A 19613-nucleotide genomic window follows, 5' to 3' on the forward strand; every position below is an offset into this window, starting at 1 on the left:
CTATTGTCGCGCGTTTCTGCGAAATCGACCTCATCTCTCTGGAGCGGCACTAAATTCGATCCGGGTCGTTTCGGTTCATGACAAGAAGGGCGCGCCTGAACGGATGTGCCCTCAGGCGGAGGCACAAGGGGCGTGCGACCAGGTTCGATCGCGATCTTTCTGGGACTGGCGATCGGTCTGACAGCGCCGTCCGGTGTCGCACGGGCTCAGATCGCGCCTGCACCGGCGACGACGCCCGAGCCTCAGCCGCAGAATCAACCGCCGCCCGACGGGGCCATCGTCCCCGACGACCAGTTCGAGAAATCGATTCCGCCGCTGTCCGGCGACATCAATGCTCCCCTGGAACCGTTGCCGGCCACGCCTTCGGCGCCCCCCGCGCAGGCCGGAGTCGAGCCCGCCCCCGATGATCTGACGCCGGTCCCGCTACCGTCCGAGAGCGAGCTCGCGCAGCCGCTGCCGCCGCTGTCCGGCTTCGACGTGACCCCGGTCACCATCGCCGGGGTCGACGATCAGCCCGCCGCCGCGATCCGCTACGACACGCGCGTGGTCGGGCTCGATGCGGTGGGGCTCGACGATGAGTTCAATGCGCTGTCCGCGCTGCGCAAGGACGACGACGCGCCCAACGCGGCGATGGTCAACGCCCGTGCCAGGGAGGACGAGGGGCTCGCCGTCCGCCTGATGACCTCGCGCGGCTATTATGACGCGACCGCCACCTCCATGATCGAGCAGGTGCCGAACCAGCCCGGCCGCGTCCGCGCGACGATCACCGCGGTGCCGGGCCGGCGCTATTCGCTTGGGTCGATCGCGATCAAGGCGGCGCCGACCGTGCCGCCCGGGCTGATCGACAAGGAGCTGCCGCTCAAGGTCGGCGATCCGATCGAGGCGGAGCGGATCGAGGGAGCGGAGGCCAATGTCGCGCTCAAGCTGCCGCAGCAGGGCTATCCCTTCGCCGAGGTCGGCCAGCGCGACATCCTGCTCGACGAGGCCACGCTGACGGGCGACTATACGCTGCCAGTGGACACCGGACCGCGCGGCAGCTTCGGCGGCTTCGTCACGCGCGGCGATCCGGTGTTCGACGCCGATCACATCGCGGTGCTCGCGCGCTTCAAGCCCGGCGAGCTCTACGACAGCCGCAAGGTCGACGACCTCCGCCAGGCGCTGGTCGCGACCAGCCTGTTCTCGAGCGTCGGCGTGTCGCCGCGCAAGACCGGCCGGCCCGGCCCCGACGGCACCGAGCAGGTCGATCTGATGGTGCGGCAGAACAAGGGACCGCAGCGCACGCTCGCCGGCACGGTCGGCTACGGCACCGGCCAGGGCTTCCGCGCCGAGGCGAGCTGGACGCACCGCAACCTGTTCCCGCCCGAAGGCGCGCTGATCATCTCCGGCGTCGCCGGCACGCAGGAGCAGGGCCTGTCGGCAACCTTCCGCCGTTCGAACGCCGGCAAGCGCGACCGCACCTTCTCGCTGACCGCCGCGCTGAACCATAGCAACTACGACGCCTTCAGCGCCTATACCGGCACGCTGTCGGCGCGGATCAGCCGCGATTCGACGCCGATCTGGCAGAAGCGCTGGACCTATTTCTATGGCGTCGAATTGGTCGGCACCAACGAGAGCGTCTACGACTTCGATCTCAACGATCGCGTGCGCCGCACCTATGGCATCGCGGCGCTGCCGGCATTCCTCGGCTATGATACTTCGGACAATCTGCTGAACCCGACGCGCGGCTTCCGCGTGAAGCTGAACGTCAGCCCGGAGACGTCGGTGCAGGGAGCGGTGCGCCCCTATGTCCGCGCGATGCTAGAAGGCACCACCTATTACCCGATCAGCGACAGCCTGGTCATCGCCGGCCGTGCGCGGGCGGGGGCGATCGCGGGAACGGCGCGGGACAATCTGCCGCCGTCGCGGCGCTATTATGCCGGCGGCGGCGGGTCGGTGCGTGGTTTCGGCTTCCAGGAGCTCGGCCCGCGGACGACCGAGCCAAATCCCGACTATGACCCGACCGATCCGGACGAGAAGGATTCGCCTACCATCCACCGGCCGGTCGGCGGCCGCAGCTTGAACGAATTCTCGATCGAGGCGCGTTATCGCTTCGGCAATTTCGGCATCGTGCCGTTCGTCGACGCGGGTCAGGTCTATGAGAGCGAGCTGCCCAAGATGTCCGACATCCGCTTCGGCGTCGGCATCGGCGCGCGCTATTATACCAACTTCGGCCCGTTCCGCCTCGACGTCGCGACGCCGATCAACCGCAAGCCGGGCGAATCGAAGATCGCGCTCTACATCTCGATCGGGCAGGCGTTCTGATGGCCGAAGAAGAAACGCCCCCGCCGCCCGCCGCCGAGACCGCGGTGGCACGTCGGCCGCTGTGGCAGCGGGTCGCGCTGTGGATCGGCGTCGGATTCGTCGGCCTGGTCGTGCTCGCCGGGCTGCTGGTGCTCGGGCTCGATACCCAGCCGGGCCGGCGCTTCGTCGCCGACCGCATCGCCGGCTACACCATGGCGAACGGGCTCAACCTGCGCGTGGGGCGGATCGACGGCTCGCTCTACGGCGCGATGGTGCTGCGCGACGTCAAGGTGCAGGACCAGCACGGCACCTTCGCCACCTCGCCGCGGATCGCGGTCGACTGGCGGCCGTTCGCCTTCATCCGGAGTCATGTCGACGTCCGCTCGCTGACCAGCCCGCTCGTCACCGTCACGCGCCTGCCCGAGCTCAAGCCGGTGCCGAGCGAGCCCAATGCGCCGATCCTGCCCGACATCGACATCGACGTGAACCGGCTGGCGATCCGGCGCATCGACCTCGCGCCCGCGGTGAGCGGACAGCGCCGGCTGCTGAGCCTGAACGGCAGCGCCCATATCGCCGACCGGCGCGCGCAGGTGGTGGCCAATGCCGCGACGATCGGCGGCGGCGACCGGCTCGCGCTCAACCTCGATGCGGTGCCCGACGCCGACCGGCTCGCCATCGACCTCAAGCTGAACGCGCCGAAGGGCGGCCTGGTCGCGACGATGGCGAAGCTCGAGGCGCCGCTCACCGCGACTGTCGACGGCAAGGGCAGCTGGAAGGCCTGGAACGGCCGCGCGGTCGCCGATCTCGGCACCGGCCGGCTCGCCGATCTTACGATCGAAGCGCGGAACGGCACGTTCAAGGTGCGCGGGCCGACGCGGCCGGGCCTCTACCTCAAGGGGCCGGTCGAGCGGCTGACCGCACCGCAGCTCGGCGTCGCGCTCGACGCGACGCTCGACGATCGCAAGGCCGATACGAAGCTGCAGCTGCGCTCGAGCGCGCTGGCAGTGGCGGCCGAAGGAATGCTCGATCTCGGCAGGAGCCGGTTCGGCAACGTCCGGGCCGAGGCGCAGCTGCTCACGCCGGGCGCGATCGCGCCCAACCTCAACGGCCGCTCGGTGCGCGCCGCAGTCGCGCTCGACGGGCCGTTCGCGCGGCCGGTGGTCGACTACAAGGTCCAGGCGGCAGCGCTCGGCTTCGGATCGATGGGCGTCGAGGGGCTCTATGCCGAGGGCAAGGCGCGGGTCGATGCGGACCGCATCCTGATCCCGATCGCTGCGCGGGCGACCCGCGTGACCGGGCTCAACGCCGCGGCGGGCGGATTGCTCACCAACGTCCGCGTCAACGGCGATCTCGCGATCAACGGCGGCACCGAGATCCTCTCCGACAATCTGCGCGTGCGCTCGGACAAGATCGACGCCACCGCGATCGTCGCCGCCGACATGGCCAAGGGCCGCTACGCCGGCGCGCTCAAGGGGCGCGTCAACGATTATCGCATCGACGGCGTCGGTATCGTCAACGTCGAGACCGACGCCAGACTCTATTCGCCGGCGTCGGGCGGCTTCGGCATCCGCGGCCGCGTGGCGGCGCGGACGGCGCGCATCTTCAACGACGGGCTGCGCGAGTTCCTGGGCGGCAATGCCTACAGCCGCGCCGACGTCGACTATACGCCGCAGGGGATCATCGCCTTTTCGGGGCTCCGGGTGAATGCGCCGGGGTTCAAGGTGACGAACGGCTCCGGCCGTTACGATCCCGCGGGGCCGATCCTGGTCAACGCCGATGCCTGGTCGCGGCAGTACGGACCGCTGTTCGCGCGGGTGAACGGCACGCTGGCGGCGCCGGTGGTCAACCTGCGTGCGCCGCGGCCGGGAGTCGGGATCGGCCTGGTCGATCTCAACGCCACGATCCGCGGACAGGGCGCACGCTATGCCGTCGTCGCGACCGGCGGCACCGACTATGGCCCGTTCAACGCCAATCTCCTGCTCGCCACGTCGCCGCGCCTGACCGCCGATGTCCGCGACACCCGCTTTGCCGGCATCCTGTTCAACGGCCGCGTCCAGCAGACCGCCGCGGGGCCCTTCGCCGGCAGCCTGCGCTTCGCCGGGTCGGGCGTGAACGGCACGCTCGGGCTTGGGGCGGAGGGCAAGTATCAGCGGGCCGACGTCGATGCGCGCGCCTATAACGCGGTGATCCCCGGCACCGCCGGACTCACCATCGGGCGGGCGATCATCACCGGCAACGCGGTGATGTATCCGGACAAGCCGGCCATCGTCGGCGACGCGCAGATCGCCACGCTCAAGATGGGCGACTTCATGCTGAAGGCCGCCCGCGCGAAGGTCGACTATCGCGGCGGCAGCGGCACCGCCCAGGCCTTCGCCGAGGGCTCGTCCGGCGTCCCGTTCCGGATCGGCGCCAACGCGCGCTTCTCGCCGAAGCTGTGGCTGGCGGCGCTGCAGGGGCAGGCGAACGGCATCAACTTCCGCACCGCCGCGCCGGCGCGCGTCGAGCCGCATGAGGGCGAGTACCGGCTGCTGCCGACGCGGATCGACTTCGACCAAGGGTCGGTGCGTCTGGCCGGCACCTATGGCCGCGGCCTTGCGCTGCAGTCGCGGCTCGACCGGCTCGACCTAGCCGTGGTCAATGCCTTCGTGCCCAATCTCGGCATCGGCGGCGCCGCGACGGGCAGCGTCACCTTCACCCAGGCGGCCGGCGCCAGCGTGCCGCACGCCGACGCACGCATCACCGTCACCAACTTCACCCGCTCGAGCCTCGCCTCGGTGTCGACGCCGGTGAACATCGACTTCCTCGGCCGCCTCGACGCCGAGGGGGGCGAGGCGCGCGCGCTGATCAAGCGCGGCACCACCACCGTCGGCCGCCTGCTGGCGACGCTGCGCCCCCTGGGCGAGGGCGGGTCGTGGACCGAGCGCCTGTTCGCGGCGCCGCTCGGCGGGGGCATCCGCTACAACGGGCCGGCCGCGGTGCTGTTCTCCTTCGCCGGCTTCTCCGGCCAGCAGCTCGGCGGCGGGATCGGCGTCGCCGCGGACTTCGGCGGACGATTGTCGGCGCCCCAGCTCAACGGCGTGGTGCGCGCCAATCAGCTCACCTACGAGAACGAGACCTACGGCACGCGCCTCACCGACATGCGCGTCAACGGCCGCTTCACCAACGACCGGTTCGAGCTGGTCGAGCTCGCCGCCAGGGCGGGCGAAGGTACGGTGGCGGCGCAGGGGACGGTGGGCCTCGCCGCCGACAGCGGCTTTCCGATCGACATCCGCGCGAAGCTGAACAACGCCTCGCTGGCCCATAGCGACGATATCGGCGCGACCGCCACCGGCACCCTCCAGGTCACCAACAGCCGCGAGCGCGGCGGGCTGATCGAGGGCGACCTCAACATCCCGGAGGTGCGCTACCAGATCGTCACCCAGGGCGCGGCCGAGGTGCCGCAGCTCACCGGCGTGCGCCGCAAGAGCGACGTCGCCAAGGCGGCGGCGCAGGGCGATCAGGGCGGCGAGCTGCCGAGCCGCTTCCGGCTGGCGATCCGCATCCATGCCGACAACCGGATCTTCATCTCGGGCATGGGCCTCGAATCCGAATGGAAGGCGGACCTGCGCGTCAGGGGAAGCACTGCGCGACCGCGCATCACCGGCGAGGCGCGGATGATCCGGGGCACCTATGCCTTCGCCGGCAAGAATTTCGAGGTGGCGCGCGGCTTGGTCCGGTTCGAGGGCGGCGCGCTGACCAACCCGGCGCTCGACATCGTCGCCAACACCACGACAGAGGGCATCACCGCGTCGATCCAGATCGGCGGCACCGCCCAGGCGCCACAGCTCTCCTTCACCTCCACGCCCAGCCTGCCGCAGGACGAGGTGCTGTCGCGGCTGCTGTTCGGCAGCTCGGTCACCAACCTGTCGGCGACCGAGGCGATCCAGCTCGCCGCCGCGCTCAATTCGCTGCGGGGCGGAGGCGGCGGGCTCAATCCGCTCGGCAAGCTCAGGTCGGTGGCGGGCATCGACCGGCTGCGCCTGCTCGGCTCCGACGAGGCGACCGGCCGCGGCACCGCGCTCGCGGCGGGGAAATACATCACCGACGACATCTACATCGAGATCATCACCGACGCGCGCGGCTTCACCGCCACCCAGCTCGAGATCGCGCTGACCAAGGCGCTCAGCCTGCTGTCCTCGACCGGCTCGTTCGGCGGATCGAACGTCAACCTGCGCTACTCGCGGGACTATTGATGATCCCATTGCGGGAGGTGAAGGCCGATCCTAGAGTCGGATTTGGCCAGTTTGAATCTGTTCCCCGGCGAAGGCCGGGGCCAAGTATCGAGCCGACCGCAGCTAGGCCCCGGCCTTCGCCGGGGAACAGCTGCTTCAAGCGAGATGGATCAAACTCTAGAACTTCGGCCCACATTGGCCGGATACGGGGAGAGCGCACGTCATGAAGCCTGCTTTCGGAATCGCGCTCGCATCGCTGCTCGCCCTACAGGGCTTCGTGCCCATGCAGCCGACTGGCGCGGCGCCGCGGTGGGAGCGGCTGTTCGACGGCCGGACGCTGGCCGGCTGGACACCCAAGATCGTCGGCGAAGCGGCCGGCCAAGACGCGGGGCGGACCTTCGTCGTCAAGGACGGCAAGCTCCAGGTGTCCTACGCCAGCTACGACGGCAAGTTCGCCGGCCGGTTCGGCCATCTGTTCTACGATCGCCCCCTGCGCTTCTTCCGGCTGCGGCTGCGCTATCGCTTCCTCGAACCCGGCCTGCCCGACGCGCCGACCTGGGCGCACAGCAACAGCGGCATCATGCTTCTGTCGGAAAACCCGCGCGACATCGGGCGCGACCAGAATTTCCCGGTGTCGATCGAGTTCCAGCTGCTGGGCCGCGACGGCGACAAGCCGCGGCCGACCGGCGCCGTCTGCACGCCGGGGACCGACGTCGACATCGGCGGCAAGCGCGCGGCCGAGCATTGCACACCCTCGAACGGGCCGACGATCCCCAACGGAACCTGGGTGCAGGCCGAGCTCGACGTGCTGCCGTCGGGCGAGATTCTCCACCGGATCAACGGCGAGGTCGTGCAGCGCTATACCAATGCCAGGCTCGATCCGACCGACCCGATCGGCAAGGACGCCGTCGCCCGCGCGGGCAGCGACCTGCGGCTGACCCGGGGCTATATCGCGCTCCAGAGCGAGGGGCATCCGGTCGAGTTCGACAACGTCGAACTGCAGATTCTCGAGGGATAAAGGCAGGTCGGCATCCGCATTCTAAGCCCCTCCCCTTCAGGGGAGGGGTTGGGGGTGGGGGAGTGCGGCAAGCCGTCCGGCTCGTGGACAGGCCCCACCCCAACCCCTCCCCTGAAGGGGAGGGGCTTAAACGTGCTGGTCAGGCCGCCAGCGCCTCGCCGGTGCCGAAGGGCACGAGCGCCGAGAGGAACTGGCGAGCGCTCGCCTCCCAGGTGAAGCTGCGGCCGTAGGCCGCGCATCGGGCGCGATCGCGGGTGAGCGCTTGCGCGATCGCCGTGTCCAGATCATCGGCCATCGCACCCGTCTCCGACGTCAGCACGTCGACCGGGCCGGTGACCGGATAGGCGGCGACCGGCGTGCCGCAGGCGAGCGCCTCGATCATCACCAGGCCGAAGGTGTCGGTCTTGCTCGGAAAGACGAACACGTCGGCGCCGGCATAGCATTGCGCAAGCTCCGCACCGAACCGGGCGCCGAGGAAAAGCGCGTCGGGATGCTTCGCCTCCAGGCTGGCGCGCGCCGGTCCGTCGCCCACGACCACCTTGGTGCCGGGATGGGTATTGTTGAGGAACGCCTCGATGTTCTTCTCGATCGCGACGCGGCCGACGTAGAGCTGGATCGGGCGCGGCAGCCCGGCGAAGGCCGGATGCACCTCCACGCCGGGATGGAAGTTGGCAAGATCGACGCCGCGTCCCCAGTGGCGCACGCGGGTCAGGCCATGCTCCACCAGCGTCTCGCGGATCGACGGGGTCGAGGCGAGGATCGCCTGGCTCGGTCCGTGGAACCATTGGATGTAGCGCCAGACCCACTCCGCCGGCACGCCCGAACGCGCCTCGACATAATCGGGGAACTGGGTGTGATAGGCGGTGGTGAACGGAAAGCCGCGTCGCAGGCACCAGCGCCGCGCGGCGACGCACACCGGGCCCTCGGTGGCGAGGTGGATCGCGTCGGGGCGGAACTCCTCGAGCAGCGCGCCGACCGCCGCGGTCCGCGCCAGTGCCAGCCGGATCTCGGGATAGGTGGGGCACGGCAGCGAATAGAAGCGCTCGGGGGAGATCACCAGGACGTGATGGCCTTGCCGCTCGAGCTCGCAGCGCACGGCCTGGAGGGTCCGGACCACGCCGTTGACCTGTGGCTCCCAGGCGTCGGTGACGATCGCGATACGCACGCCGGTCAGGCCGCCGCCAGCGTTTCGACCTTTGCGTCTGCGCGTGCCGCCATTTCCTCGGCCCAATGCAGGATCTCCATCCGTCCGTCGAAATGCTCAACGAGCGCGGTGCAGCCTTCTACCCAATCTCCGTCGTTATAATAAGCGATTCCAGCGATTTCGCGAGTCTCGGCGGTGTGGATGTGTCCGGCGACGACGCCGTCGACCCCGCGCTGGGCGGCGGCATGGGCGACGACCTCCTCGAAGTTGGAGATGAACTCGACCGATTTCTTGACCTTGTGCTTGGCGTGCTTGGACAGCGACCAATAGGGCAGGTTGAAGAAGCGCCGCCAGGCGTTCACCCAGCGGTTGAGCGCCATCATGAACTCATAGGCATAGTCGCCGAGATAGGCGAGCCAGCGGTGCGACAGCGTGATCGCGTCGAACTCGTCGCCGTGGAGGATCAGCAGGCGGCGGCCGTCCGCGGTCTCGTGCACGCACTGGCGGACGATGTGGACCCCGCCGAAGTGGAGCCCGGTGAACTGGCGGAACATCTCGTCGTGATTGCCCGGGATGTAGACGATCCGCGTGCCGCGCTTGGCGCGCTTCAGAATGCGCCAGACGATGTCGTTGTGCGCCGCCGGCCAGTAGAATTTCTTCTTGAGCCGCCAGCCGTCGATGATGTCGCCGACCAGGTACATGGTGTCGCTGTCGACGTGGTCGAGGAAGTCGATCAGCATGTCGGCATTGCAGCCGCGCGTGCCGAGGTGCACGTCCGAGATCCAGATGGTGCGGTAGCGGCGGCGCTCCTCGACCGTCTTCTCCGGATAGGTCGGTTTCGATGCGGCGAAATCGGCCAGGTCGGTGATATCGGCCCCGACCGGCAGTCTGGTGATCGCGTCCATGAGCAGCGTCCCCGCTTAAGCCCTTGTCCGCGCTCCACTGCCCGAGAAATGTGACAGAACGAATCGTTCGCGAGTCATCGCCTCGTCATAAAACTCAGCAGAATCAATCGTTCATGCCGACATGCCCCGGCTCGGCCGCGACCCGCGCCAGCCACGCGGCGACGTTCGGATGGCTGCGCACCGCGAAGCCGCCGTCCTCTCCGACATGGGTGTAGGCGTAGAGCGCGATGTCGGCGAGCGTCATCCCCTGCCCCACGAACCAGTCGCGGCCGGCGAGATGCTCGTCCATCAGCGCGAGCGCCGCTTCGCCCGCGGCGAGCTTGGCGGGGATCTGCGCACGCTGGAACTCGGTGAGCGCGCCTTCGCCGACGAACCGGCGCCAGAAGCGGACGGTGCCGAGGTTGGGCTCGACATGATATTGCTCGAAGAACATCCAGTGCAGCATATCGGCATGGTCGAACCAATCCGTCGGGATCAGCCGCGATCCATGTGCCAGATAGGTGATGATCGCGTTGCTCTCGGGAAGGAAGCGGTCGCCGACCTGGAGCACCGGGATACGGCCGTTGGAATTGACGTTGGCCAGGAACTCGGGCGTGCGCGTCTCGCCCTTGAGAATGTCGTATTCGCGCCGATCGAGCGCAATGCCGAGATGGGCGGCGGTCAGCCAGATCTTATAGCAGTTCGCCGACTGGGCATATTGGTGCAGCGTGAGCGTGGCCGTCATGGATCGTTCCTCCCGCCGTCGCGCTTAGCCGCCGATCGCGGCCCGCGCCAATCGAAGACGCGGGGGCGATGACAAGTGCGGCTGATGGATCGCCCTATTCCGCTGCCTGCGGCTCAGCGGCGGGCGACGGTGGCGCGGGCGGAATCGCCGGCGGCGGCACGGCAGTCCCCGCCGCCCCGTTCACCAGCGCGTCGAGCGAGCCGCCATCGAAACCGAGCTCGCGCATCAATCCGTCGATCACCGGCGCCTGCGCCCGGTAGCGCAGGGCCGCCGCGACCGCGGAATTGGCGAGGTTGCGATCGCCGCCTTCGTCGTTCGCCGCGGCCACGCCCGCTCCGCCACCGCCGCGGCCGGTGAGGCCGTCGACCTGAACGATCTTGATGCTGTCGATCGCCTCCAGCGGCTTGGCCGCCTCGCGGATCACCTCCGGCAGCACCTTGAGCAGCGCCATCTTAGTGGTGAGCGAGACCTGGTCGGACGAGAGCAAGTTCGCCGCCTCGTTGATCGCGCGCTGGCCCGCCGCCTCGACCTCGAAGCGGACGCGGTCGGCCTCGGCGCGGAGCTTGGCCGCCTCGGCCTCGCCCTCGGCCTGGAGCCGGGCAGCCTCGGCGCGGTCGGCCGCGGCCTGCTTCTCGGCGTCGGCCTGGACCTTGATCGCGATCGCGGCGCGCTCGGCCTCGCGGGCGGCGTCGATCAGCTCGATGCGCTTCTGGCGCTCGGCGACCTCGGCCTCGCGCGCGGTGCCGACCTGCTCCTCGGCGACCACCGCCTCGGCACGCGCCTTGTCGGCTTCGGCCTTGGCCTGGCTCTCCTCGCGGCTCTTGTTCTGGACCGCGATCTGCTGCTCCTGCCGGGCGAGCGCGAGTGCCTGCTCCTGCGCGATCTGCGCCTCCTTGACTGCGCGGTCGGCCTCGATCTGCTGGCTGTCGACGAGTTTCTTGGCCTCGATCCTGGCCTGATCGGCCTCCTGCTGGCGCAGCGCCTGCTCGCGCGCGACCTCGGCCGCCTGCGCGGCGCGGCGCATCTCGACCTCGCGCTCCTGCTCGAGCCGCGCGAACTCCTGGTCGCGGCCGATCAGGAATGATTGGCGCGAAGCCTCGAGATTCTTGGTCTCGATCTGGACGCGCGTGTCCTGCTCGATGTCGTTGCGCGCCTTCTTGCGAAGCTCGATCTGCTCGGTGAGCTTGGTGAGGCCCTCGGCGTCGAAGGCGTTGTTGGCGTTGAAATGCTCGATCGAGGTTTGGTCGAGCCCGGTCAGCGACACGCTCTCCAGCTCCAGTCCGTTCATCGCCAGGTCGACCGAGGAGACCTGCTGCACCTTCTGCACGAACTCGCTGCGCTGCTCGTGGAGCTGCGCCATCGTCATGCCCGCCGCGACCGAGCGCAATGCGTCGACGAACTTGCCCTCGACCAGCTCCTTCAGCGCCTCCGGGTTCATCGTGCGCAGGCCGAGCGTCTGCGCGGCGGTGGCGATCGATTGGGCGTCGGGTTTCACGCGGACGTAGAACTCGGCCTTCACGTCGATGCGCAGGCGGTCGAGCGTGATCAGCGCGTCCATGTTCTTGCGCTCGACCGCGAGGCGGACGGTGTTCATGTTGACCGGCATCGTCTCGTGGAACACCGGCAGCACCAGCGCGCCGCCGTTGATCACCACCTTCTCGCCGCCGAAGCCGGTGCGGACGAAGCCGATCTCCTTCGACGCACGCTTGTAGAGCTTGGCGAGGATCAACCCCAGCACCAGCAGCGCCAGCAGCGCGACGCCGGCATAGATCAGATAGGGCAGCATGGCAGCGACTCCTTGGGGCACGACGGTCCTCCGGTCAGGGTTCCAGGCGCGGCAGGTAATGATCGCCGCGGGCAATGGCGCGGAACAGATCGTTCTCGCGCCGGACGAGCAGCACGGCCTCCCCCTCGACGAAGCTCTGTCCGTCGTTGTCGGGTTCGACCATGACGTAATGGGCCTGGCCCCACTGGTCCTCGACCCGGGCGCGCGCAGGCGAGCCGCGGCTGGCGCGGCCGGTGAGGATATGGGCAGTGCGCCCGACCAGTACCTCGAGCGGCACCGCGGTGGTGAAGTCGCGCGGCAGGATGCGGGCGAGGCCGCGGGCGGCGAGCCCGGTCAGCGGCAGCGCGGCGAGCGCCGCCGCCGGCACCGCGATCCACGGCGTCAGCAGCGCACCGGTAAGGTCGCGGCTGAGCTGCTGCCCGATCAGACCGACGAGGCCGAACAGGGTCAGGAACACCACCAGCAGCATGAGCAGCGGCAGCCGCCCAACGCCGAGCCAGCTCAGCAGGTCGCCCGAGATGCCGGCATGGAGATCGGCGTCGGCATCGGCATCCGCATCGAGATCGCCGCCCAGCCCGACAAGCTGGACGACGCCGATCAGCGCCATCAGCACGATCGCCGAGACGAAGGCGATGTTCTCCGATGCCCCCAGAAACGCCAGCACTTGCCCCTGCCCCCGATTCGAGGAGGAGTTTACGGAGACACGTCGGGACTCTCTAGCGGAATCGGTCGCCGGGCAGGCGAGCCGGGTATCAGATGATCCCCAATGCCAGCCGTTTCGCGGCTTCCTCGCGCCGCCAGGAAACAAGGGCGGCGGCCAGCGCGGCGACGATCAGCCAGCCCCAGACATAGCGCCAGAAGGGGAAGGCATAGCCTTGGCCGAGCGGCTCGCCCGCTTCCTTCGCGAGAAGCTTCATATAGTCGTCGTCGAGCGGGATCATGCGTTGCCGCATCCCGTTGTCGTCGTAGAGCACGAAACCGAGGTCGCGATAGGCGAGCAGCGGCAGCTTGAGCAGGCTCAGCGTGCGATAGTTGTAGCCGAGCCGCACCGGCGCCGGTTCGTTCGGAGGCGTCATCGGAAAATCCGCCGGCAGCACGATTGCTAGTGCATCAAGGAAGCGGCGGAGCTTCGCGTGATCCGCGCGCGGCGGGATCTCGCCGACATCCGCGATCGCCGGGCGATTGACCAGGACGCCGAAGTGGCCCGGCGTCACGAACTGCACCGCGGCGACGATCAGCACCGTCGCCGGCAGCAATAGCTGATAGAGCCTCATTCCCCCTCCCCCAGGATCGTCAGCACGATCTTCCCGACATGCTCTCCTGACTCCATCCGCGCGTGCGCCGCGGGCACCTCGGCGAACGGGAAGGTCGAATCGATCACCGGCTTCAGCCGCCCCGCCTCGACGTGCGGCCAGACGGTGCGGTGGAGCTCGTCGGCGACCATCGACTTGAACACCGTGTCGCGCGGGCGCAGCGTCGAGCCGGTCAGCGTCAGGCGGCGGCGCATGATCTCGAAGATCGGGACGGTCGCCTGTGCCCCGCCCTGCACGGCGATCGAGACGTGGCGGCCGTCGTCGGCAAGGCACTGGAGGTTGCGCGCGACATAGTCGCCGCCGATCATGTCGAGCACCACCGCGACGCCCTTGCCGCCCGTGATCTCCTTCACGCGCTCCACGAAGTCCTCGGCCTTATAGTCGATCGCATGGTCGGCGCCGATGCCGCGCGCGGCAGCCACCTTCTCGGGCGAGCCGGCGGTGACGATGACGGTGATGCCGAACAGATTGCACAGCGCGATCGCCATGGTGCCGATGCCGCTGGTGCCGCCGTGGACGAGCACCGTATCGCCTTCCGCCGCGAAGCCGCGCTCGAACAGGTTGGTCCAGACGGTGAACAAAGTCTCCGGCATCGCCGCCGCCTCGACCATGGTCAGCGCGGGCGGCACCGGCAGGCACTGGCCGGCGGGCGCAACGGCGTATTGGGCGTAGCCGCCGCCCGCAACCAGCGCGCAGACCGGCTGGCCGAGCAGTTCTTCCGGCCCATCGGAGCCGACTGCGACCACCTCGCCCGACACCTCCAGCCCCAGGATCGATGGCGCGCCGGGCGGCGGCGGATAGAGCCCCTTGCGCTGGAGTACCTCCGGCCGGTTGATTCCGGCGGCGGCGACATGGATCAGCACCTCGCCCGGCCCCGGCTGCGGCACCGGCCGCTGGACCGGCACCAGCACCTCCGGCCCGCCCGGCTCCGCCGGATCGATCGCCAGCATCGTCGTCGGAATCGCCACGTGCCGTCCCCGTTTCATCGCAAGCCCCGCGCGTGCTTATTGACAGCCGCCCCCCCGCGGTCAACGCTGCACGGAAATGGACGTCGACGACAGCCTTCCGCGCAAGAGTCGCGACCTGGTCGCGGAGCTCGCCAGGCAGGACCTCGATCCCTTCTCGGTCGAGGAACTGCAGGAGCGCATCGCAATGCTCGAAGCGGAAATTGCCCGGTCCAAACAAAGAATTGAACGCGCCGTTAACCATCGCGCAAGCGCTGACGCGCTATTCAAGCGATGAGCGCGGCGGCACCGGCCAAAGGCGCAAAGCCAGACCGGTGCGGGGGCGCCCTGCTTGATGCGCGGCCCCGGACTTCCGACATAATGGGCAAGGGGCGGGCATCTGCACCCGCCCGTCTGGAGTAATTTGATGCCGTCCTTCGCTTCCGCCCTGGAAACCACCCTGCACAAGGCGCTCGAGGCCGCGTCCTCCCGCCGGCACGAGTATGCGACGCTCGAGCATTTGCTGCTCGCGCTGATCGACGACGAGCACGCGTCGAAGGTGATGAGCGCGTGCGGCGTGGACCTGGGCGATCTCAAGACCACCGTCGCCCATTATCTCGACACCGAGCTGGAGGCGCTGAAGGTCGCCGCCGCGACCGATCCGTCGCCCACCAGCGGCTTCCAGCGCGTCGTCCAGCGCGCGATCCTGCACGTCCAGTCGTCCGGCCGCGACGAGGTGACCGGCGCCAACGTCCTCGTTGCGCTGTTCAGCGAGCGCGAGAGCTATGCCGTCTATTTCCTGCAGCAGCAGGACATGAGCCGCCTCGACGCGGTCAGCTACATCAGCCACGGCGTCGGCAAGGGCGGCCAGCCGATCGAGACCCGCGAGGTCAAGGGCGCCGAGGAGGAGAAGCCCAAGGACGCCAAGAAGGGCGGCGAGAGCGCGCTCAAGCAGTTCACCGTCGACCTCAACGAGAAGGCCAAGGCCGGCAAGGTCGATCCGCTGATCGGCCGCGGGCCGGAGGTCGACCGGACGATCCAGATCCTGTGCCGCCGCAGCAAGAACAACCCGCTCTACGTGGGCGATCCGGGCGTCGGCAAGACCGCGATCGCGGAGGGTCTCGCGCGCAAGATCGTCGAGGGCGAGGTGCCCGACGTGCTCAAGGAAGCCGTAATCTACTCGCTCGACATGGGCGCGCTGCTCGCCGGCACGCGCTATCGCGGCGACTTCGAGGAACGGCTGAAGCAGGTCGTCGCGGAGCTGGAGAAGCTGCCGCACGCGATCCTGTTCATCGACGAGATCCACACGGTGATCGGCGCCGGCGCGACCAGCGGCGGGGCGATGGACGCCTCCAACCTGCTCAAGCCCGCGCTGTCGGGCGGGGCGATCCGCTGCATCGGCTCGACCACCTACAAGGAGTTCCGCAACCACTTCGAGAAGGACCGCGCGCTGCTGCGCCGTTTCCAGAAGATCGACGTCAACGAGCCGTCGGTCGAGGATACGGTGAAGATCCTCGCGGGCCTGCGCACCGCGTTCGAGGGGCATCACAACGTCAAATACACCCCCGACGCGATCAAGTCGGCGGTGGAGCTCAGCGCGCGCTACATCAACGACCGCAAGCTGCCCGACAAGGCGATCGACGTGATCGACGAGGTCGGCGCGATGCAGATGCTGGTGCCGCCGTCGAAGCGTAAGAAGACGATCACCGTCAAGGAGATCGAGGCGGTGATCGCGACGATGGCGCGCATCCCGCCGAAGTCGGTGTCGACCGACGACACGCGGACGCTGGCGAACCTCGACACCGATCTGAAGCGCGTCGTGTTCGGGCAGGACAAGGCGATCGAGGTGCTGTCCTCCGCGATCAAGCTGAGCCGCGCCGGCCTGCGCGATCCCGACAAGCCGATCGGCAACTATCTGTTCTCGGGACCCACCGGCGTCGGCAAGACCGAGGTCGCGCGGCAGCTCGCCAACATCCTCGGCATCCCGCTCCAGCGCTTCGACATGTCGGAGTATATGGAGCGCCACTCGGTCAGCCGCCTGATCGGCGCGCCTCCGGGCTATGTGGGCTATGACCAGGGTGGGCTTCTGACCGACGCGGTCGACCAGCAGCCGCATTCGGTGCTCCTGCTCGACGAGATCGAGAAGGCGCATCCGGACCTGTTCAACATCCTCCTCCAGGTGATGGACAACGGCAAGCTGACCGACCACCACGGCAAGACGGTCGATTTCAGGAACACGATCCTGATCATGACGACCAATGCCGGCGCCGCCGACATGGCGCGCGAATCGATCGGCTTCGGCGAGATCAGCCGCGAGGACGCGCAGGAGGACGCGGTGAAGAAGCTCTTCACCCCGGAATTCCGCAACCGCCTCGATGCGATCGTGCCGTTCGACTACCTCCCGCCGGCGGTGGTCGGCCGCGTCGTCGAGAAGTTCATCCTCCAGCTCGAGCTGCAGCTCGCCGACCGCGGCGTGCACATCAGCCTCGACGAGGAGGCGAAGGCGTGGCTCACCGAGCGCGGCTACGACCGGCTCTATGGCGCGCGGCCGATGGGCCGCCTGATCCAGGAGAAGGTCAAGCAGCCGCTCGCCGAGGAGCTGCTGTTCGGCAAGCTCGTCCATGGCGGCGAGGTTACGGTGAAGCTCAAGGACGGCGCGCTCGCCTTCGAGATCGTCGGCGCTGCGCCGGGCAAGCCCAAGAAGGGCGGCAAGGCGCCGGCCAAGGTCAAGGCGAAGTAGGCGATGGCCGGCGACCGCAAGGTCGGCGAGGACCGCCAGGGGTTCGAGAGCGAACCCCTGGTGGGTCTTTATGAGATTGGGCCGGACGACGAGCTCGACGAGGCCGACCTCGCCGGCATCGCCGACCTGGACGCCGGACGGACCGTCAGCAATGAGGCGGTGATCCGTTGGCTTAAGTGGTGGGGAACAGGCAATCGGCTGCCGAGACCTAAGTGCGGCGAGTAGATTGGTCGGATCGCGCGATCGACGAACTTGACCGGATCGGCCTCTATATCGAGCAGTTCGATCCAGACGCTGCCGGGCGAATATCGAATCGTATCATTTTCGCAGCCCAAGGCCTCGCCGATTTCCCGCACAAGGGACGCAGGATCGGCCGCGGATTGCGGCAGCCCTCCGTCGTTTATCCTTACCTGATTCGCTATCGGGTTCATCGCGAGCGAGTGGAGATCGTCTCGGTCCGCCACGGTGCGCGCCGCTGATTGCGTCGGAGCCGGGATTCCGGCAACAAAAACGCGCTTAACGGCTTGTTTGGCATAGGTGCTTACGGGGGGAGCCATGCCGGGGGTTTGCATCGTCAGGTTGATCGGCGCATTGCTGCTCGCGCTCGCCTTGCCGTTGGACGCGAGCGCGGCGATTTCGGCCGCACCCGAGGTGCTCCCGCTTCCGGTGTGCATCGCCCCCGCCCTGCCCGGATCGACCGCCGCTGAGGCACTGCGCGGCGGCCTTCCCTACGACTGCGCCTCGCCGCAGCACCGTCACGGACCGGGCGATTATTGGGCACTGTCCGCACCCGTCCCGGCCGCGCTCGGCAACGGCGAGGTCCGCGTGCGCGTGCTGAGCCTGTGGCAGCGGGCGCTGACGCTGCACGCGCTCTATGCGGACGGGCATGTCGAGACGATTCCCACCACCAGCGCCACGCTGTCGCGCCACGTCCAGCTCGGCGCGATCATCGAGTTCGCGCTGCCGGCACGACCGGCGCCGGTCACGCGGCTGCTCTGGCACGTCGAGGGGGCGTCGAACGTCCGCGGCATCCTGCTCGGGCAGCGGATCGCCAATCCCCCGGCAGGCGAGCGCGCCAACCTGGCGATGGCGGCGATCTACGGCGGTTTCGCCGGCCTCGCCATCGCCCTGCTCGTCTACAATCTCGCGATCTGGGGCGCGCTCCGCCACCGGTTCCAGCTTGCCTATTGCGTCATGGTCGGGGCGATGCTGGCCTATACCTTCTCCTCCTCGGGCGCGCTCGCCTGGGCGTGGCCGGGGATCGACAACAACGTCCGGCTCCGGATCAACTACCTGCTGCTCGGCATCATCGCCGCGGCAGCGCTGGCGTTCGCGCGGTCCTTCTTCGAGCCCAGGGTGTTCACGCCCCGGCTCAGCGCGCTGACCCGCGCGGCGATCGTCTTGCTGCTAACGGTGGCGGTGCTGTTCTGGCCGCTGTCCTATCTCGCCACGCCGCTTGCGGATGCGATCTATTCGTGGAGCTTCCTCACCGGGCTGGCGATGGTCGGGCCGATCCTGTGGTCGGCGTGGCGGCAGAAGAGCGACTATCTGTGGATGTTCGCGGTCGCCTGGGCGGCGCCGATCGTCTTCTCGATGGCGCGCGTTCTAGCGGCGCTGCACGTCATCCCGACCAATTTCTGGCTCGACAATTCGACCGTGCTGTCGCTGGGGATCGAGGCGCTGCTGTCCAGCATCGCCATCGCCTATCGCGTGTGGATGCTGAGCCGCGAGCGCGACGAGGCGCTGGCGGGCGAGACGCTCGCGCGGCGGCTGGCCGACACCGATCCGCTGACCGGCCTGCTCAACCGCCGCGCCTTCCTGTCCCAGGCGATCGGGCGCGAGGGCGAGCAGCAGCTCCACGTCATCGACATCGACCATTTCAAGCGGGTCAACGAGACGCTCGGCCATGACGGCGGCGACGAGGTGCTGCGCGTCTACGCCCGCGTGCTGCGGACCCTGGTGCCGACCGGCGCACTGGTCGCGCGGATCGGCGGCGAGGAGTTCGCGATCGTCGCTGCCGCCGACACGCCGATCGACGCCGAGCGCATCCTCGCCAAGTTGCGGTCGGCGCGGATGCCGTTCGATCTGACCGTCACCTCCAGTATCGGCAGCTGCCTCGGCCCGCTCACGGACGAGGTCGACTGGAAACGGCTTTACCATTGCGCCGACCGCGCGTTGTTCGACGCCAAGTCTGCCGGCCGCGACCGTGCACGGCGCGGGCGATCCCTCGCCGCCTGATCGTTGCCGCCGCCCGGTAGCTCGGCTATGGCGGCCCCATGCGGAATCGCAGCGTAGCGTTCATCATCCTCGCCGCCTTGCTGCTGGTCGCGGCGGTGCGGCATCCGACCGTCGACATCCGCATCCTCACCCATGACGCGACCGATCTCGCGCCGCATCAGGTGCGAACCGCCATCGATACCGGCGTGGTCGCGATAAATCTGCTGGTGACCTGGTCCGGCGAGCACCTGATTCCGTAAGGTCAAGGCGCAAACCCTCGCCATGAAGCGAGGATTCGGCCGGCGCGCCCCTAGATTTTCATCGCCGGGTC

The 19613-nt window shown here is 68.6% G+C and carries 16 protein-coding genes; 9 read left to right on the forward strand and 7 right to left on the reverse strand.

All coding sequences use genetic code 11. The features are described 5' to 3' along the window. The first annotated feature begins 159 nt into the window (after positions 1–159). From AC2YHA_RS18805 to AC2YHA_RS18815, 3 genes are all read left to right on the forward strand, one after another. A complete protein-coding gene (locus AC2YHA_RS18805; protein ID WP_487402888.1) occupies positions 160–2301 on the forward strand; it encodes an autotransporter assembly complex protein TamA in 2142 nt (713 codons plus the stop codon). After that, on the forward strand, positions 2301–6512 hold the full coding sequence (locus AC2YHA_RS18810) for a translocation/assembly module TamB domain-containing protein (protein WP_487402854.1): 4212 nt from the start codon (positions 2301–2303) through the stop codon (positions 6510–6512). The genes AC2YHA_RS18805 and AC2YHA_RS18810 overlap by 1 nt, the downstream gene beginning before the upstream one ends. Positions 6513–6714: 202 nt before the next feature. Further along, positions 6715–7509, forward strand: a complete 795-nt coding sequence (locus tag AC2YHA_RS18815; RefSeq protein WP_487402855.1) for a 3-keto-disaccharide hydrolase — start codon at positions 6715–6717, stop codon at positions 7507–7509. A gap of 139 nt (positions 7510–7648) precedes the next feature. On the opposite strand, the gene AC2YHA_RS18820 is transcribed toward AC2YHA_RS18815, so the two are convergent. The 7 genes from AC2YHA_RS18820 to AC2YHA_RS18850 all read right to left on the reverse strand — a co-directional run bounded on the left by AC2YHA_RS18820 (position 7649) and on the right by AC2YHA_RS18850 (position 14331). After that, positions 7649–8674 (reverse strand): glycosyltransferase family 4 protein, encoded by a 1026-nt coding sequence (locus AC2YHA_RS18820; protein WP_487402856.1) that lies wholly within the window; start codon positions 8672–8674, stop codon positions 7649–7651. Positions 8675–8679: 5 nt separating this feature from the next. Then, a complete protein-coding gene (locus tag AC2YHA_RS18825; RefSeq protein WP_233783656.1) occupies positions 8680–9558 on the reverse strand; it encodes a UDP-2,3-diacylglucosamine diphosphatase in 879 nt (292 codons plus the stop codon). A 103-nt stretch (positions 9559–9661) separates the two neighbouring features. Then, the gene (locus AC2YHA_RS18830) at positions 9662–10282 is read right to left on the reverse strand and encodes a glutathione S-transferase family protein (RefSeq protein WP_487402857.1); all 621 of its coding nucleotides are present in this window, start codon (positions 10280–10282) and stop codon (positions 9662–9664) included. A 94-nt stretch (positions 10283–10376) separates the two neighbouring features. After that, the gene (locus AC2YHA_RS18835) at positions 10377–12068 is read right to left on the reverse strand and encodes a flotillin family protein (RefSeq protein WP_487402858.1); all 1692 of its coding nucleotides are present in this window, start codon (positions 12066–12068) and stop codon (positions 10377–10379) included. A 34-nt stretch (positions 12069–12102) separates the two neighbouring features. Next, positions 12103–12732, reverse strand: coding sequence for a YqiJ family protein (locus AC2YHA_RS18840; protein ID WP_487402859.1), 630 nt, complete (start codon positions 12730–12732; stop codon positions 12103–12105). A gap of 88 nt (positions 12733–12820) precedes the next feature. Further along, positions 12821–13342, reverse strand: coding sequence for a hypothetical protein (locus tag AC2YHA_RS18845; protein ID WP_487402860.1), 522 nt, complete (start codon positions 13340–13342; stop codon positions 12821–12823). Next, entirely contained in the window at positions 13339–14331 is a 993-nt protein-coding gene (locus tag AC2YHA_RS18850; protein ID WP_487402889.1) for an NAD(P)H-quinone oxidoreductase, read from the reverse strand. Before AC2YHA_RS18850 ends, AC2YHA_RS18845 begins: the two co-directional genes overlap by 4 nt. Before the next feature lie 94 nt (positions 14332–14425). On the opposite strand from AC2YHA_RS18850, the gene AC2YHA_RS18855 reads away from it, so the two are divergent. The 6 genes from AC2YHA_RS18855 to AC2YHA_RS18880 all read left to right on the forward strand — a co-directional run bounded on the left by AC2YHA_RS18855 (position 14426) and on the right by AC2YHA_RS18880 (position 19542). Beyond that, complete coding sequence (locus tag AC2YHA_RS18855; protein WP_487402861.1) at positions 14426–14623, forward strand: DUF1192 domain-containing protein; 198 nt, start codon at positions 14426–14428, stop codon at positions 14621–14623. Between the two features lie 129 nt (positions 14624–14752). After that, positions 14753–17065 (forward strand): ATP-dependent Clp protease ATP-binding subunit ClpA, encoded by a 2313-nt coding sequence (gene clpA, locus AC2YHA_RS18860; RefSeq protein ID WP_487402862.1) that lies wholly within the window; start codon positions 14753–14755, stop codon positions 17063–17065. A 3-nt stretch (positions 17066–17068) separates the two neighbouring features. Beyond that, positions 17069–17290, forward strand: a complete 222-nt coding sequence (locus AC2YHA_RS18865) for a hypothetical protein (RefSeq protein ID WP_487402863.1) — start codon at positions 17069–17071, stop codon at positions 17288–17290. Continuing rightward, a complete protein-coding gene (locus AC2YHA_RS18870) occupies positions 17278–17544 on the forward strand; it encodes a type II toxin-antitoxin system RelE/ParE family toxin (protein ID WP_487402864.1) in 267 nt (88 codons plus the stop codon). Before AC2YHA_RS18865 ends, AC2YHA_RS18870 begins: the two co-directional genes overlap by 13 nt. A gap of 76 nt (positions 17545–17620) precedes the next feature. Continuing rightward, complete coding sequence (locus AC2YHA_RS18875) at positions 17621–19303, forward strand: sensor domain-containing diguanylate cyclase (protein WP_487402865.1); 1683 nt, start codon at positions 17621–17623, stop codon at positions 19301–19303. Between the two features lie 38 nt (positions 19304–19341). After that, entirely contained in the window at positions 19342–19542 is a 201-nt protein-coding gene (locus tag AC2YHA_RS18880) for a hypothetical protein (protein WP_233783666.1), read from the forward strand. Positions 19543–19613: the final 71 nt, after the last annotated feature.

The organism is Sphingomonas sp. SRI_018, assembly GCF_057586275.1.